22 protein-coding genes (1 of these 22 only partly in view) are annotated in these 15,000 nt (G+C 40.2%); 20 read left to right on the plus strand and 2 right to left on the minus strand.

All coding sequences use genetic code 11. The features are described from left to right. From QC759_RS06035 to QC759_RS06055, 5 genes are all read left to right on the plus strand, one after another. Positions 1 to 612 (plus strand): hypothetical protein (locus QC759_RS06035; protein WP_279845336.1); only part of this gene is annotated, 612 nt, incomplete at its 5' end. A 287-nt stretch (positions 613 to 899) separates the two neighbouring features. Beyond that, complete coding sequence (locus QC759_RS06040) at positions 900 to 1,322, plus strand: DUF1616 domain-containing protein (protein ID WP_048073374.1); 423 nt, start codon at positions 900 to 902, stop codon at positions 1,320 to 1,322. 53 nt (positions 1,323 to 1,375) lie between these two features. Further along, positions 1,376 to 2,305 (plus strand): SDR family oxidoreductase, encoded by a 930-nt coding sequence (locus tag QC759_RS06045; protein ID WP_048073375.1) that lies wholly within the window; start codon positions 1,376 to 1,378, stop codon positions 2,303 to 2,305. A gap of 35 nt (positions 2,306 to 2,340) precedes the next feature. Continuing rightward, entirely contained in the window at positions 2,341 to 4,056 is a 1,716-nt protein-coding gene (locus tag QC759_RS06050; RefSeq protein ID WP_279845338.1) for a glycosyltransferase family 39 protein, read from the plus strand. Positions 4,057 to 4,187: 131 nt separating this feature from the next. Continuing rightward, entirely contained in the window at positions 4,188 to 5,420 is a 1,233-nt protein-coding gene (locus tag QC759_RS06055; RefSeq protein WP_048073376.1) for a GDP-mannose 4,6-dehydratase, read from the plus strand. Positions 5,421 to 5,547: 127 nt separating this feature from the next. Here the strand turns inward: QC759_RS06055 and QC759_RS06060 are convergent, their stop codons facing one another. Beyond that, positions 5,548 to 7,173 (minus strand): NAD(P)/FAD-dependent oxidoreductase, encoded by a 1,626-nt coding sequence (locus QC759_RS06060; protein WP_048073377.1) that lies wholly within the window; start codon positions 7,171 to 7,173, stop codon positions 5,548 to 5,550. A gap of 32 nt (positions 7,174 to 7,205) precedes the next feature. Further along, positions 7,206 to 7,637: a GtrA family protein gene (locus tag QC759_RS06065; protein WP_052660009.1), complete on the minus strand. Its 432-nt coding sequence runs from the start codon at positions 7,635 to 7,637 to the stop codon at positions 7,206 to 7,208. Positions 7,638 to 8,111: 474 nt separating this feature from the next. Here QC759_RS06065 and QC759_RS06070 point away from each other — a divergent pair, with 474 nt between their 5' ends. From QC759_RS06070 to QC759_RS06140, 15 genes are all read left to right on the plus strand, one after another. Continuing rightward, a complete protein-coding gene (locus QC759_RS06070) occupies positions 8,112 to 8,405 on the plus strand; it encodes an energy-converting hydrogenase A subunit A EhaA (protein ID WP_048073960.1) in 294 nt (97 codons plus the stop codon). Next, a complete protein-coding gene (gene ehaB, locus QC759_RS06075; protein ID WP_048073378.1) occupies positions 8,398 to 8,901 on the plus strand; it encodes a [NiFe]-hydrogenase-3-type subunit EhaB in 504 nt (167 codons plus the stop codon). The genes QC759_RS06070 and ehaB overlap by 8 nt, the downstream gene beginning before the upstream one ends. Before the next feature lie 11 nt (positions 8,902 to 8,912). Beyond that, positions 8,913 to 9,161: a DUF2109 domain-containing protein gene (locus QC759_RS06080; RefSeq protein ID WP_048073379.1), complete on the plus strand. Its 249-nt coding sequence runs from the start codon at positions 8,913 to 8,915 to the stop codon at positions 9,159 to 9,161. 1 nt (position 9,162) lies between these two features. Next, the gene (locus QC759_RS06085) at positions 9,163 to 9,450 is read left to right on the plus strand and encodes an EhaD family protein (RefSeq protein ID WP_048073380.1); all 288 of its coding nucleotides are present in this window, start codon (positions 9,163 to 9,165) and stop codon (positions 9,448 to 9,450) included. Continuing rightward, the gene (locus QC759_RS06090; RefSeq protein WP_048073381.1) at positions 9,443 to 9,703 is read left to right on the plus strand and encodes an EhaE family protein; all 261 of its coding nucleotides are present in this window, start codon (positions 9,443 to 9,445) and stop codon (positions 9,701 to 9,703) included. The genes QC759_RS06085 and QC759_RS06090 overlap by 8 nt, the downstream gene beginning before the upstream one ends. Beyond that, the gene (locus tag QC759_RS06095; RefSeq protein WP_048073382.1) at positions 9,700 to 10,185 is read left to right on the plus strand and encodes an EhaF family protein; all 486 of its coding nucleotides are present in this window, start codon (positions 9,700 to 9,702) and stop codon (positions 10,183 to 10,185) included. The genes QC759_RS06090 and QC759_RS06095 overlap by 4 nt, the downstream gene beginning before the upstream one ends. Further along, a complete protein-coding gene (locus tag QC759_RS06100; protein ID WP_048073383.1) occupies positions 10,182 to 10,862 on the plus strand; it encodes an EhaG family protein in 681 nt (226 codons plus the stop codon). The genes QC759_RS06095 and QC759_RS06100 overlap by 4 nt, the downstream gene beginning before the upstream one ends. Positions 10,863 to 10,877: 15 nt before the next feature. Further along, positions 10,878 to 11,555 (plus strand): proton-conducting transporter transmembrane domain-containing protein, encoded by a 678-nt coding sequence (locus tag QC759_RS06105; protein WP_048073384.1) that lies wholly within the window; start codon positions 10,878 to 10,880, stop codon positions 11,553 to 11,555. 71 nt (positions 11,556 to 11,626) lie between these two features. Continuing rightward, a complete protein-coding gene (locus QC759_RS06110) occupies positions 11,627 to 11,842 on the plus strand; it encodes a hypothetical protein (RefSeq protein ID WP_048073385.1) in 216 nt (71 codons plus the stop codon). 80 nt (positions 11,843 to 11,922) lie between these two features. Then, the gene (locus QC759_RS06115) at positions 11,923 to 12,783 is read left to right on the plus strand and encodes a respiratory chain complex I subunit 1 family protein (RefSeq protein WP_048073386.1); all 861 of its coding nucleotides are present in this window, start codon (positions 11,923 to 11,925) and stop codon (positions 12,781 to 12,783) included. A gap of 14 nt (positions 12,784 to 12,797) precedes the next feature. Further along, positions 12,798 to 13,058, plus strand: coding sequence for a hypothetical protein (locus QC759_RS06120; RefSeq protein WP_048073387.1), 261 nt, complete (start codon positions 12,798 to 12,800; stop codon positions 13,056 to 13,058). Positions 13,059 to 13,069: 11 nt separating this feature from the next. Then, on the plus strand, positions 13,070 to 13,393 hold the full coding sequence (locus tag QC759_RS06125; protein ID WP_048073388.1) for a DUF2104 domain-containing protein: 324 nt from the start codon (positions 13,070 to 13,072) through the stop codon (positions 13,391 to 13,393). After that, positions 13,390 to 13,812 carry an EhaM family protein gene (locus QC759_RS06130; RefSeq protein WP_081944570.1) on the plus strand — a complete coding sequence of 141 codons (423 nt, stop codon included), beginning with the start codon at positions 13,390 to 13,392 and terminating at the stop codon, positions 13,810 to 13,812. The genes QC759_RS06125 and QC759_RS06130 overlap by 4 nt, the downstream gene beginning before the upstream one ends. Positions 13,813 to 13,826: 14 nt before the next feature. After that, positions 13,827 to 14,276 (plus strand): NADH-quinone oxidoreductase subunit B family protein, encoded by a 450-nt coding sequence (locus tag QC759_RS06135; RefSeq protein WP_048073389.1) that lies wholly within the window; start codon positions 13,827 to 13,829, stop codon positions 14,274 to 14,276. Then, a protein-coding gene (locus QC759_RS06140; RefSeq protein WP_048073390.1) for a hydrogenase large subunit crosses the window boundary here: on the plus strand, positions 14,273 to 15,000 show its 5' portion. Its footprint extends 409 nt past the window's final position; only the first 728 of its 1,137 coding nucleotides appear in the window; the start codon lies at positions 14,273 to 14,275; the stop codon falls past the right edge of the window. The genes QC759_RS06135 and QC759_RS06140 overlap by 4 nt, the downstream gene beginning before the upstream one ends.

Below are 15,000 nucleotides of genomic sequence, written 5' to 3' on the forward strand. Positions count from 1 at the left end.
ATGTACAGCATGATCCTCGACTACTACAACACCAGCGGAAACAAAGCAGCCTTCGCCGCAATGAAACCCTGGGCAAGACCAGTTTACCTTACTAGCGATAGGATAAGCACAACTATTGAAGGAGATTGGGCTAGATTGGCATCCATAGCTAGTATATTACAGTCATGGGGAATATCTGCTGTTGGATGGGGTGTAGGTCCTGATACACAAAATGGTGTTCTGCGTGATACAGATGTACCTCAAGATGCATTAGTAGTTGACATTTATGGAGGAGCTTGCGCTGGAACTATCTATGCAATGGCACAAAGTTACTATTTGGGTATTAAAGGAACTAGAAAGGTTTTCTCAATTTGGACAACAGAAGTCGGTGGATGGGACATAAGGAACTTACCAACTAAGAAATTAAATGGTGGTGTTAACTTCCTTCCACGAGCACACGACGATAACTTCAGTAAATCCTTACCCGATCATGGCTACAATTCACAGGGTGTGTACACTGATGGATTGAATAATCCCGACCAGTTCCTGATCAACCATGGATACAACTTCTTAGTAACCAGTGGTAATATTTTAGAAATGGCAACTGCAATCTTAAACCAAGCAAGAACATGATATCAATTGGCTTTTAATAGCTACTATTCCGCTAATCAATGTCCAAAGATCGCTTTAGCCCCTTTATTTTTTTTTATTTTCCAGCAACTCAAATCAAGACCACGAAAACTATTTAATTTTAATTAATTATATTAGGTATTAACTTCTCTTTAGTCTCTACAGACATTAGTTTTTTATCAAAAAGAATCACAGACAGAGTTAAAAAAAATTAAATACATTGAGAATAAAAATTTACGGAAGTTAGATACTAATTATAAATGTAATTACCACTACTAAGGGAGTGTTCCATGAAGGTTGAAGGACTTATTTCCATAATAATAATAATTGGCATAATACTAGGGATCATTGGAATATTTTATATAATATTAAATCCCAATGAAGGTGATAACTATACAGAATTCTACCTACTGGGAACAAAAGGGAAAGCGAGTGATTATCCCACTAATCTAAACGTTAACCAAATTGGTAATCTTATTGTGGGTGTAGCTAACCATGAAAATTTGAATTCAAACTATCTGCTTAAAATTACTGAAAATAACAAAACATTAAAAAATGAGAAAATAACCCTCAAAAACAATGAACAAATTGAAATACCATTCAACTTTTCCGAAAATTCTCCAGGCCAATATAAAATTCAATTTGATTTATATAAATTGCCGGACACAAAAAATGTTTACCGATCACTTTTCATTCTGGTAAATGTAAATTAGATTCATCAAAAAATATGGTTAAGATAGAACTTTATATCTTTTAGAGGATTATTATGAGAAATAAGAAAGTAGCAGTTACTGGGGGTCTTGGGTTTATTGGCTCCCATCTGGTGGAGAGGCTCTGCCAAGAAAATGAAGTGGTTATTGTGGATAATGAAACCACAGGCAGTATAAAAAATATCAAACATCTTGATTTCAGTAACATTAGCCTGGATCTGGGGGATATAACAGAAATTGATCTGGTAAACTCCTTTGAAGGTTGTGATTATGTTTTCCACCATGCAGCCATGGCCAGTGTGCCGGCCAGTGTAGCTGATCCTATCCAGTGTAATTTAGTAAATATCACAGGTACTCTGAAAGTTCTTTTAGCTGCCCGTGACAGTGGAGTTAAAAAGGTGGTTTTCGCCTCATCAGCAGCTGTTTATGGTGATAACACTAACTTACCTTTATCTGAAAGCACCCCCCTTAAACCAGTTTCACCCTATGCCCTGAGTAAAGCTGTGGGAGAAATGTACTGTCAGTTGTTTGCGGATATCTATGAATTACCCACCATTGCCCTTAGATATTTTAATGTTTTTGGCCCCCGGCAGGACCCTAATTCACAGTATGCTTCGGTAATTCCACATTTTATTAGCCGTATATTGAAGGGGGAAAGACCAGTTATTTTTGGTGATGGTGAACAGAGTAGGGACTTCATATACGTTAAACACATTGTGGAAGCAAATTTAAGAGCATGCCTGTCAGATTACACGGGTGCATATAATATAGCCACAGGAAAAAGAACTACTATCAATCAGCTGGTCCCGGTAATTAACCAAACACTGGGTAAAAATATGGGCCCCATTTACGAGGAACCACGACCCGGTGACATAAAACATTCCCTAGCTGATGTCTCCAAAGCAGAAGTATTAAACTTTAAACCATCCATCAATTTTGCTGATGAACTGGGCGAAACTGTGCAGTGGTTCGTTAAAAATCAATAGTTGTGGAAAAATTAACAGTGCCGACTGGTGGTATATTGGACCGAGCCCAAGATAATGGATCTTTTTTTGATAAGTTAGGTGAATTGCTTCACCAACCACTGACCATACTGATCCTGATTACAGGAGTGCTGGTTGCTTATCTTTTGAAGGTTCAAATAAAAATAGGTGTTCCTTACTGGGATGTTTTCAACTATCTGAATAATGCCCTTCATTTTGCAAATATGGGAAGTAGTGGAGTTGTTAATCACCTACCACCCCTGATTCCCGTAGTGACCTCCCTTGTTTTCAGAATGGGATATGTTTCCGTGGATGTAATATTCCTTATAAGTGGTTTAATATTTATTTTAGGAGTCATTGGATTATATTTACTGTTAAAGGAGAGATTCGATCCTACCAAGAGTTTAGCCGGGAGTTTAATTTTCATTTCCTTACCAGTGATAATGGCTTGGGCTGTAAGTGGAGGTATAGATCTTCCAGGAGTTGTTTTTTCAATTTGGGCACTTTATTTCCTGGTAATTGGATTAAATAAGGATTCAAAGTTTTTGTTTTTGGTACTGCCACTTTTGGTTGTCTCCTTACTCACCAGGTACACTGCGGGTTTGATAGTCGTCCCCATGATTTTCTACATTTTGGCTAATCTAAACCAGGTTAAAGAGATTCTCCACATGAAAAAGAAGGTTATTTTGGGAATTTTAATAGAGCTTGGAGTTTTATTGGCCATTTTCACATACTTCATACTGCAGCTGGACACCAGTGCCCTATTCGGACTGTTTTTTGATGTTGTAACCTCTTCATCCTCCGGTGTGGAAGATGTAGCTTACAACTCAAACTTATTATATTTCCTTCAGAATTCGTTGAATTATATCTCGTTAGGACCAGTTCAGGGCACTTACCGTCAATTATTGAATCCTTCTGAAGGTATTCCTTCGGTAGTGGCATATATGATTGCCATAATAAGTGTTATGGGAATTTCTTCATATATTTACCGGGTTTTAAGCACTGGAAAGGAAAATGATATTTCACGGGCCAATCTTGCCAATTTAGGAAAGCTCATCGTGGTTTTAGTTCTCTTCATGGGTTTAGTTCTCAGTTTCTATAATAAATCTCTAATTCTGAGCGAAATTTTCTTACTGGTCTTGGTGTATCTTTTATATAGATTTATGGCCCGGGGAAAATTTGTAGTGGATAGTAAATTAGCTCTGGACCTGATGTTTTTATCCTGGTTTGGTGCCTATTTCATATTCCACGGCATTTTACCCTTTAAAGTGGATAGATATTTCATCACCATGGCCCCGGCATTTACTTATTTCATAATTTTGGGTTTAAGTCAATTTATGGGGGAACTAAAACCTAGAATTAAAGGCCTAAATTCTAAATCCGGATGGATTTATTTAATGGTAGCATTAATATGTTTATCATCAGCTACCGCTACCTACATTGGACACACCCCCCAAAAAACATTCACCGTGGATATAAACAATGCCAGTGAATGGATTAAAGGATATGACCCCGGTTACAGTAGTAAAGTAATTGGTTCGGATTACCCCAACGCAGTAACCTGGTATCTCCACCAAGACACCACTGGAGCGTATCCAAAAAATTACAATAATACCGAGGAATTCGCTGACTATCTGCAAGAAAACGGGGTTTACTATTATTTTGATTCCAATAAATCCCATCCCAATCTCCAAGGTTATCATATCATAAAAACATTTGGAGTGGTGGCCATATATGAAAAAACAACACCATAATAATATTTTTAAAATCCTGATTTAAACCAATTAATAAACCGAAAAAATAAGTTATACTTCAATTAATTAAATAGTGGTAGAGAATTTTCAATTTAATTTAACTTATATTAACCATATCAAGAGGTATTAACATGAATTGGAAAGACAAAAATGTTCTTATAACCGGTATAGGTGGATTTGCAGGTTCTTATTTAGCTAAAGAACTCGTCACCCGAGAAGCTAATGTTTATGGATTGATTAGAAGAAGGGCTGATGGAACAACAGCTAAAAACATCATCGACCGTGGAATCAGCACCGATGTGAACTTGATTGAAGGGGATCTTACCGATATAACCTCTCTATCTGGAGCTCTTGACCAGTCTGAGCCAGATTACATTTTCCACCTGGCTGCTCAATCATTTGTGGAAAGATCCTTCCATAACTCCCAGGAAACCCAGAACATTAACTGTATGGGAACTGCTAACCTGCTGGAAGCTTTACGTATTAAAGACCAGGACTCGAAAATTGTCTTTGCTGGTTCCAGTGAAGAATATGGATTGGTGCTATCTTCCCAGGAACAGTATGAAAATGCTAAAAAAGAATACGGAACAATTTTCCCCGAACCAGAAGGGATACCAGAAGTACCTATAAAGGAAACTAACCCCCTAAGACCCATGTCTCCTTATGCCGTGTCTAAGGTTTACGGGGATTATCTGATGCGCAATTACTATCACTCTTACGGTGTGGATACTGTGGTTTCCCGGGCATTTAACCACGAAGGAGCTGGAAGAGGGATCATGTTCGTTACCTCCGTAGTGACCAACCAGATTATGAAACTTAAATTTGGTGAAACCGACCGTATTGTTATTGGAAACCTCAATGCCCTGCGTGACTGGTCCCATGTAAAGGATATTGTCCAGGGATACCTGTTACTTGCAGAAAAGGGACACTCTGGAGAAGTATACAACCAGGGTTCCATGCGCACTAACTCTGTTCTCAGCTATATACTGGTTGGTTTAGAAGAAGCAGGATGGAATGTGAACAAAATCGAAGCAGTAAATGGGGGTAAAGAAATCCAGGACCCCACTGAAGTTGATGAAAGCCCTATTTTTGGTATTAAGTTCCCTAAAACCAAAGTTGACCAGTTAATCCTGGAAAATGAATTGGAATACAAACTGGAAGATAAAGGAATCAACGTGGACACCGAACAAGGAAAAGTTTTGATTGATTTCAATCCAGACCGATTCCGACCAGCGGAAGTTCCAATCTTATTTGCCGACACCCATAAAATCCAGAAATTAGGCAGTAAAATTGATTACAGTCTGAATGATATACTGAAGGACCAGTTAAACTATTTCATGAATAAAGAGAATAGGACTTCCTAATTCTTTTTATTTAAATTTATTTTTTTTATTGAAATTTTATTGAAATAATTATAAATTAAATGGATTATATGGCTTAAAATTAAACTTAAACGTCACATTTTAGGCTTTTTCAAAAATATAACCCTAATTAACTATTATTTTCCTCATGATATTCTTCTTCAGCATTTATTTCCCATAGATTTTCCTTGGATTCTACTCCCTTCATTATATTTTCCACCGCAGTCATGGCGGTGAGCATGGAGTGGTCCATATTATTGTAACGGTGCATACCATTTCTACCTATTAAAAATAGGTTTTTAAAGCTATCAGTGTAGTCCCTAATTGTGTCAAACTGATCATAGGTGCCAAAATATGCAGGGTAGGTCTTTTGCACCTTTATAACCACACTATCCAGAACCTCTTTCCGATCAATAATATCGATTTTTTCAAGTTCTTTTACGGCAAAATCCGCAAAATCCTCTTCAGACATTTCCCACATTTCATCACCCTCGTTACAAAAGTATTCCAGACCAATCCACACTTTTGACTCGTCTCCAACCAGATAAGGGCTCCAGTTATTGAAAATTTGAAGTCTGCCAACCTTAACGTCTCTTTCTTGAATGTATATCCAGTTGTCGGGTACCAGATCATTAACAGTTTTCAATTTAGTTTGATTTTTTATATTCAGTTCATTGAGAAGCAGACCCACGGTTATAAAATCACGATACATCAGGCCCTGGGCTACATGAGAAACATCTGTCGGTACTTCTGCCCCAAAGGAGTTAATAAGATCTTTAACTGGCATGGTGGAGAAAAAATAGTCTCCTTCTATTCTTTTTAGTTGATCAGTTTTCTCATCTCTTACTTTAATAGCAGTTATTCGGTCATCTGTGGCCTCTATTCCCACTACTTCCTGGCCGTAATGTATTTCTGCTCCTTTATCGGTAATTAATTCTGCCACTTTTTCCCATAGCTGTCCTGGACCATATTTAGGGTACATGAACTGACCTATTAAACTGGTTTCCACGTTCTTCTGAGATATAGATGTATCCTGGGTGAATATCTCTTTAAAAGCATGGATAACTGCATTGGTAATTGAAAGTCCCTTTATTCTTTGGGATCCCCAGTCCGCGGTGATCTCTTTACAGGCAACACCCCACACCTTTTCAGTGTAGTCTTTAAAAAAGGTAAGATATAATTCCATACCAAAACGGTTGATAAAAAAGTCTTCAAGGGATTTTTCAGGTTTAATTTTAGTAAAAGATGTTTTTATGTAACTTGTGCCGATTTTTAAAGTTCTTTTTATCCCTAAATTAGAAAAAGTATTGAAATTAATAGATACTGGATAATCAAAGAACTTTCGCAGGAAGAATATCCGTGAAAGTCTACTGCGATTGAGCATTACTTCATCCACATTTTCTGGATCCGGTGCAGTATGAGTTTCTGTGTCCACAGAACCTATGTTCCTTTTCTGAGAGTCTTGGGAAAGGGGCACTTCACGTCCAACCGCAATATCATCCCTGGCCGGAGCTCCCTGTAGGGGTAAAATATTGATCCACCAATTCATAACCCGATCTGACTTTGAAAAAAATCTGTGACCACCAATATCAATTTTATTACCTTTATAAGTAATGGTTTTAGATATTCCCCCAATTTCATGGCTTTTTTCATAGATAAGGGGTTTAATATCAGTTTTATCCAAGAGTTCATAGGCGGCAGTGAGGCCTGCCGGGCCTGCACCAATTATAATTGCTTTTTTAGTAGTGTCAACCATTAATTTCCCCTGAGAATATTTTAATAATAAAATTATCGGAATAATGTGAATTTACGTGCCAAAAAGTTCCAGAAGAAAATTATCACTGCTGAAATTATTTTTGAATACAAATAATATATTTGGAGATTGTCCGTGAAAAACCATATAATAACTTCGTTTAGTCCTAAACCGACTATTCCAATAAGGGCAAATATTCCAAATTCAAATGTTCTGTTTTCTACAGTCCTTCTATTAAAAACCCAATTTACACTTAAAATGTAGTTTGCCAATAACCCTAAAATAAATGCTATTGCAGCTGAAATTAGATAATAAACACCAAAAAAATCTGTGAGTATAAACAGAGAGCCGAAATCAACTATGAAAGCTGCTCCACCCACGAAAAGATATCTAAACAGTTGAATTGTGGTTCTGTCCGTCTGATCCTTCAACAGCTTTTTACCTAAATCCTTTAGAGACACTTTCATTTTTATCCCATTATCCCATCTTACATTTAATACCCTTACCTATAAGAACTTTATACAAAAATTAAGGAAAATCAGTATTTAAATCTATGTTATCCTGGAGTTAGTGGATAATTTTATTCCTAATATCTTACATTTAAAAAAAAAACGACCAAAAACCCGATCTCATATATTTTTCATAATTATAACCGTAATATACCCTGCATTTCATATTGGTAAATCATTTATATCTTGAAGTAAAGGTACCATAAGTTTAATAGATTTCAATCTAAAATGTAATAAATAAGAAGCTAAAGGTTCCACATTAATGATATTAAAAACTAAAAGATAATTTTTTTAACAGTTAACTCACCTTTCAAGGGAACATTAACATTGTCCCGGAATTTCACAGAAATTGGGGAAACCCTGTCAGTAATAACCCACATAATATCCTCAAGTAAAAACATTTATATAGATCAAGGAGACCACCTATTTATCATGATTATTCATGCTAATGTGATCAGTTACCTCATTGCCTTGGCGGCAGCACTGATACTCGGCGTTATTTTAAGATTACCATTGCTTCCAGAAAAACCTATGAGGAAATCCTGGACCATAAGCGCAGTATTCCCAACTGCAGTATTAGCTATTGGATTCTACGCCATAGTATATGAGTTAGGCTACCAGGGATACATTGTGGCCTTAATCACCGGGATCATCACTGCTTTATTCAGTAAGTTTATTTTAGAAAAGGTGGTTCCCGTACCTGAATCGGAGGAATCCCATGAATGAAATTTTAGGAATAGTAATAGCCGCTGTTATTTCCTGGTTGAATTTCGTGCTCATCGACACCTGGATGGGACTTCCCGAAGCTCCAGGTGTTAAAGGGGCTGATGTAATTGGCAGGTCAATCCAGGCTCGCGGGGGAGATCTGGCCGGAGGATTCTTCCAGGGGAATATCGTGTGTTCACCTGATGCATCCGCCGGGACACTTCTGGCTTCAATTGCCTGCTACGCCATAGGAACCCCTGAGGGAGGATTAATAGCTGCGGTTCTAGTATACTTTGGTAATCGGCTGTGTGCTGACCCGGGATACGCCGGTACTACCGGAGCTTTAAGTATCACTGTCATAATATTTTTAACCTCATTTATCGGGTTTAAACCTGAATACTTCATTGTGGGCATGGTGCTGGCCATCCTTACCATCCAGGGCCTGTACCACCCCGGGGCTTCACGTCTGCTGGGGAAAATTGCCCAGAAAATGGGGAGACACACCAAGCTAACCTAAGGTGGAAAATCATGTTAATAGAAATACTAGGCATAATCGTGGTGCTTATGGCACTGCGCACACTTGTGGCTCAGAACCGTTCAGAACGTTTACTGTATCTTAACGTTATCGGCTTTAGCATGTCCGCAATTATCGGTTTATACATACAAACACCCTTCGGAGCAATAATTGCCATCACATTCTTTGTGACCTCTACCCTGAGCTCCAATGCCATTGCATATTCTCTGGGAAGGGTAAAAGAAGAGATACTGGTGAAATAAAATGTACCTGGACTTTGTAAACTTAACTACTGTATCGGCAGCACTGGCCCTAATTGGTACTGCCGGGATCATTGCCCTTCCAAAGCCTCTGGATAAGGTGATCATGTTCGCACTTCTCCAGGGAGGTTTCATTGGAATGATCATAGCAGCCAAATACCTTGATGTGGCCATGGCCGCCGCCATTTTCGATCCTATTTCCATTATTATATTACTGGTTGGAATCATCAAGATAAACGAGGTCCGAAAGAAGAAAGAAGAAGAATCCCAGGAGGAAGGGAACCTTGCTTGATATTTACATCTGGTTCTACACCGGAGTGGCACTCACCATACTGGGCGCCATTGGTACGGCCATTGGCCCCGGGGTGAAAGACCCTATTGTGCGAACCCTAAACACAGAAATCGCAGCAGTCGGTGTTTCACTGATATTTTTAACCTATAACCACACCATAGCCCTTTTAACCTACATTGCCGCAACTACCATAATTACCATGATTCTGTTGAGGGCCATAGTAAGATTGGAAGAAGTGGGGGCGGAACTATGATTAGGATAGGTCGACTGTGGAATGCCCTGGCCAATCCCAAGAGAATACCCCGGTTTTTCTCGGTGATTCTGGGAGTTTTATTACTGGCGGGTTTCCTGGTACCCATGTCACTCAACGAGAATCAACTGTATCCCCGACCAGAACCACAACTACAGATCAGCCAACAGGACCCCTTTGCCCCCTATGACCGTGGTGGAAGCCCCCTGACAGAACCCGGAATCGTTAAATCACAGTACCCCCAATTCTCTGCAAAAGCAGGTATGGTAACCAGTTACTTGTCCCCTATTGCAATTGGGGTGAGTGACACCACACTCTACTTTGGTACATCCATATATTCATCCCCTGGTGGATTAATAGACGAGATACTGTACTATTCCAGGGGATTCGACACCGTGCTGGAGTCCAGCATACTCATGATGGCCTTTGTAATTGCATCGTGGGTGGCACTTAACTTTACCATGAGAAGGAGGGAAGACGAATGAGCGCATCGGTACTGGTTCCAAGTGTTGTATCTCCAATTGTGGTGTCATTATTTGTTCCTGCAATATTTACCGGATTACTGGTAGGGATAATAGGACTTATGGCCATATCCTACCAGAAAAACGACTTAAGCGCCCTGATACTCACCGACATTGTGGGAGTGGGAATGCTGATCATGGTAGCTGCAGTGGGAACCGATCTGGCAGAATCACTCATATTACCGGGACTGGTGGTGGATCTTGCTGAGATCCTGGCCATCTCTGAAATTCTGATGAGCCGGGAAATAAGAAAGAAGGGAAAAGATGTGGATCTCATTCCCCTACCCCTGAAAATGGATATGGAAATATTAACCACGGCTCCCACATTCCTGGCAATCATATTAATAGCATACGGAGCTTTCCTAAGTGGATTTACAGGGGGAGCAGTTGCTGGTGGAGGTATACTAGTTTATGTACTTTCAAAAAGAATGCGTGGAGTTCCATCTGACCTGTGGGAAGGTGTGGCTGGAGTTTCTGGTATTGCATGGTGTCTGTGGCTGGTAGGATTTGTGATATTCTTTGCATTCCCTCAGTTCTGGCTCCTGGCACTGTTCTTGGCAGCATTTGGAATATTCATCAAAGTAACATTTAAAATGGGCCTTATTGGAGTTATGGGCCGTGAAGAATTCAAAAAGGAGTAGTAGGAGATAAATAAAATGGATATCATTATACTGGGCCAACAATTACTGGGATACATCCCCCTGGGAGATATTGTCCTTTACATGGCTCCCCTCAATCTGTTCATGTTCGCCAGTGCACTGGCCTTCACTACTCTCATTGCCATCAGCAAGACAGAAACTCAGATTGAAGCGGAATTTGGCACCCTTAAAGATAAGGGAGTGACTGTTGACAAGAAGGAGTTTAAAATCCGGAGATTTTTAGCCATTGTATGTGGACTGGCCACTGCCGGTGCAATGATCACCGGAGATGTTTTTGATTTCACCCTGTTCGTGTGCCTCATTGGTATCGTTAACATCGGTATAGTGGCTGCGGTGAAACAGGTGGATGTGTTGGATGCTGCCTTCCAGTATGGTCTGGTGGCCATGATAGCAACATTACCTCTCTTTGGTGGTGCAGCACTGATACTGGCCGCAACTGGAACCATTAGCCTCCTGGAAATAGTTAACATACCCACAACCACCATGATGATCTTTGGTTCCATTTTGTTATTCCTGGGTGTGGCTGGTGAGACTGGTGTGGCACCGTTTTACGCCACCAAGGCAGAAATGTTCAGAACCCCGGGTTCTCCCTTCCTGCTGATTATTCATTTAAGCTCTTTACTGGTGATAGTCAGAGTAATTGAAATCCTCCTCATAATAAACAAACCATTCTAAAAAAAGTTGTATAAACGGCTTAATTGGTTATTCAAAGGAAATGGTTAAAATAAAAGAAAACTGGTGAAATAATGGATAAACTTAAGTTGATAAGTTATTTGATATTTATAATCTCCCTGGCAGGGATAATCTACGCCCTCCTGTTCAGTCCACCCAACTGGATAGTATATGCAATTTCCATTATATTCATACCTACGGGAATTTTATCCCTGGGACTTATAGTAATGAAAAGAGGTCCGGAAGAAGATGAAGAAGATAAAAACAGGGAACCATTTATTGGATATTAACCTAGAAGGACACTACTAAGAATAACCTTAACCAAATTAGAATTAACCGCAAAAAATGGACTAAGTAATCGGTGATCATATTGAACCTAATGGCAAACATTCTGTTAAACGTTCTCATCGCATTTCTGGTGGGGAGTGTCCTTTTCGGACTGCAGAGGAAGATAATGGCCAGAATACAAATGAGACCAGGCCCTCCTGTTATTCAACACCTTCTGCATACCTTAAAATTCTTCATTAAAGAATCATCATTTCCAAAAACCGCAGCGATGCCTTTCTATATCGCAATAACAGCCATGTTATGTTTTATATGGGTAGCAGCGGTAATTGTGGGTCCTGTGACCGGAGGTTCACTCTTACTCATATTTGCAGTATACGCCATACACAAGATAGTAGAACACAACGCCGGTTCATCCTCAGGGTCACCTTACGGTAAATTAAGTTGTGTGCGAGCAGTGTTCTCTGCAGCAGCCGAAGTACCCCTGTTTGCAGTGCTCATCATCATCTACTTTGCCACGGGAACCATGAACCTAGACCAAATCGTCAGTTTTCAGGTGACCCACGGACCATTAATATACAGCATACCCTTAGCTGCCGTCATGTTCTTTGTGTTGATACTGTCCAAAGCCCCTTACTCCCCTTTTGCCATAACCAAGGGTAAAGATATCATTTCGGGATATGAAACTGAGCACTTCGGAGTACTAAGGGGATATCTGATGATTTCAGAGTCAATAGCATGGTACATGTTATTATGGGTATTTTTAACCGTGTTTATAGGTGGTTTAAGCCCATTGTGGTACTTAGTGGGCATGGTAATCTTATCATCAATTGTGGCCTTTATAAACGCCACAACTCCCATATTGAACCCCAACCATTCCATAATGGTACAGGTTAGCCTGGCCATAATTGGAATCGTAGGATCCTTCGCCATTCTACTGTACTAAAAGGAGAATCAAAAATGGAAATACAAGAAAAAGACACACTGTTCCTCATGACCCTGGCCGCCTTCGGAGCCGTTCTGGCCAGTGGACTGGCAGCTTTCTTACAGTGGATTGTAGTTTTACCACTCACCATAGGAGTATTTCTCCTGATGATTCTCACCTACCTCCTTAACCGAAAGGGAGCAATCCACTTTTCAGAGAATGCTGAGACCTGGGCCATGATTCTGACTCTTATTGTGTTTATAGCCGCCTTCATATATCTTTACCGCCCTGTTTAAATGGTGATTAAATGAATGAAACAATTTACCTCTCATACATACTTTCATTTGTACTGGGATCCATTCTAGGACTGGTCCTGAGTTACCGGAAATATAAGGCTCCCTACTACATTGGTAAAATGGATCTACTGGCCTTAATACTGGCAGTTATTGGCTGGACACTGGCCCTTAACAGCGCATTAATCACTTTCATACCATATTATATCACGGTAACCATTGGGGTGTTCCTCCTGGCCATGGTACTGGGAATGAGACCGGGTTATGGAAGGAATGAAACATTCATTGGCATTATAGTTGCTGGAATCATCTGGATAGTGAGGACGGTGATCCTTTGAACAGAGATGATATAGGGAAAACTGACGATACATCCCACATGGATGAGGACGAGGTACTACGCATAATGAAAATGCGGATCATTGAAAGTTACCGCTGGAAACTGGACATAATAGAACCCATATCCAGAGAGTTGGGAATATCAGAAGAAGAATTGGAAGAAATATTAATTAAACGCCTGGACATGGCCAGTTTAGAGGCCCTGCACCCGCGTTATGAATCATCCAAACATTACTGCATAAAAGAAAAACTCCACGCTGATCTAAGATTATGCTGGCTTTCGGATGTAATGAACATATTGTCCGAAGAAGAAACGGAAAAGATCAAAAATAAAATTGCCGCTGAAATATTAAACGGTAAATCTTACCAGAAAGCCCTGGAAGATGGTAGGAAAGATTTACTGGAATACCTAATGAGATGAATCGAGGTAAATCAATGTTAGATGCCCTTAAAGATGTTGTACGAAAAAGTTCCATTCATGTATGCCTGATTAACACCGGAGGATGCAACGGGTGTGACATCGAAGTGGTGGCACTCCTGTCTCCACGCTATGATCTGGAACAGTACGGTATCTACGTACACAACAACCCCCGTGAAGCAGATGTGATACTGGTAACCGGGGCCATGTCCGAACAGTGGAAGAAAAACTTACAGAGAATTTATGCTAAAGCACCAGAACCCAAGGTAGTGGTGGCCATAGGAAACTGCCCCCTTACCGGGGATGTATTCAACCAGGAAGGGTGTAAAATCTACGCTCCAGTATCAGATTTCATACCAGTAGATGCAGAAATACCAGGCTGCCCACCCCGACCCTCAGAGATTTTAGCAGCCATTTTAGCAGTGGGCCCTGATGCCATAGCAGCCAAAGGGAGGCAAAAACCATGATACTTCCAATTGGACCCATACACCCTGCACTGAAAGAACCAGTGCGTCTCAAACTTAAAACCAGGGGAGAAAAAGTTTTAAGCGCAGAAATCGATTATGGGTACGTTCATAGAGGAATAGAGAAAGTGATGGAAGGTAAAACTTGGCAAAAAGGCATATTTCTCTCAGAAAGAGTTTGTGGAATCTGTTCTTACATTCACACCCAGACCTTTGCCGAGACCTTTGAAAAAATAGCGGGGGAACATGCCCCCCTTAGGGCACAGTACTTACGGGTACTGACCAATGAACTTGACCGAATCCAGAGTCACCTACTGGCCAATTCAACCTACTTCAAAGCGGTTGAACACGAAACTCTGTTCATGTATATGCTTTATCTCCGGGAACCAGTGATGGATGCCATAGAACTCTTAACTGGTAACCGGGTGAACATGGGCTGGAATGTGGTGGGGGGAGTGAAAATGGATGCCAAGGAAACCCACCTTAGCCAGATAAAGGATATCATAAACAACCTGGAATCCGAATACGAGAAATACGTGGAAATGTACGAGGAAGGTCCCCTAGTAGGTCTTAGGTCCAAAGATGTGGGTAAAATGAGTCGTGAGGATGCTATCAAAGGCCGTGCAGTTGGCCCTATTGGAAGAGGCTCTGGCTTAAAACACGATGTTCGAGAAGATCATCCCACCTACCGGGACCATCTTGACTGGAAGGTTATCTGGAGAAAAGA

The sequence above is a fragment of the Methanobacterium formicicum genome (assembly GCF_029848115.1).
In the GTDB taxonomy this organism is placed as follows: Archaea; Methanobacteriota; Methanobacteria; order Methanobacteriales; family Methanobacteriaceae; genus Methanobacterium; species Methanobacterium formicicum.

Coding starts and splice junctions, on each gene's coding strand:
- ehaB (WP_048073378.1), top strand. CDS start 8,398: ATGAATGAAATTTTAGGAATAGTAATAGCCGCTGTTATTTCCTGGTTG.
- QC759_RS06125 (WP_048073388.1), top strand. CDS start 13,070: ATGAATGAAACAATTTACCTCTCATACATACTTTCATTTGTACTGGGA.
- QC759_RS06095 (WP_048073382.1), top strand. CDS start 9,700: ATGATTAGGATAGGTCGACTGTGGAATGCCCTGGCCAATCCCAAGAGA.
- QC759_RS06080 (WP_048073379.1), top strand. CDS start 8,913: ATGTTAATAGAAATACTAGGCATAATCGTGGTGCTTATGGCACTGCGC.
- QC759_RS06085 (WP_048073380.1), top strand. CDS start 9,163: ATGTACCTGGACTTTGTAAACTTAACTACTGTATCGGCAGCACTGGCC.
- QC759_RS06040 (WP_048073374.1), top strand. CDS start 900: ATGAAGGTTGAAGGACTTATTTCCATAATAATAATAATTGGCATAATA.
- QC759_RS06065 (WP_052660009.1), bottom strand. CDS start 7,637: ATGAAAGTGTCTCTAAAGGATTTAGGTAAAAAGCTGTTGAAGGATCAG.
- QC759_RS06070 (WP_048073960.1), top strand. CDS start 8,112: ATGATTATTCATGCTAATGTGATCAGTTACCTCATTGCCTTGGCGGCA.
- QC759_RS06120 (WP_048073387.1), top strand. CDS start 12,798: ATGGAAATACAAGAAAAAGACACACTGTTCCTCATGACCCTGGCCGCC.
- QC759_RS06105 (WP_048073384.1), top strand. CDS start 10,878: ATGGATATCATTATACTGGGCCAACAATTACTGGGATACATCCCCCTG.
- QC759_RS06055 (WP_048073376.1), top strand. CDS start 4,188: ATGAATTGGAAAGACAAAAATGTTCTTATAACCGGTATAGGTGGATTT.
- QC759_RS06110 (WP_048073385.1), top strand. CDS start 11,627: ATGGATAAACTTAAGTTGATAAGTTATTTGATATTTATAATCTCCCTG.
- QC759_RS06135 (WP_048073389.1), top strand. CDS start 13,827: ATGTTAGATGCCCTTAAAGATGTTGTACGAAAAAGTTCCATTCATGTA.
- QC759_RS06045 (WP_048073375.1), top strand. CDS start 1,376: ATGAGAAATAAGAAAGTAGCAGTTACTGGGGGTCTTGGGTTTATTGGC.
- QC759_RS06060 (WP_048073377.1), bottom strand. CDS start 7,173: ATGGTTGACACTACTAAAAAAGCAATTATAATTGGTGCAGGCCCGGCA.
- QC759_RS06100 (WP_048073383.1), top strand. CDS start 10,182: ATGAGCGCATCGGTACTGGTTCCAAGTGTTGTATCTCCAATTGTGGTG.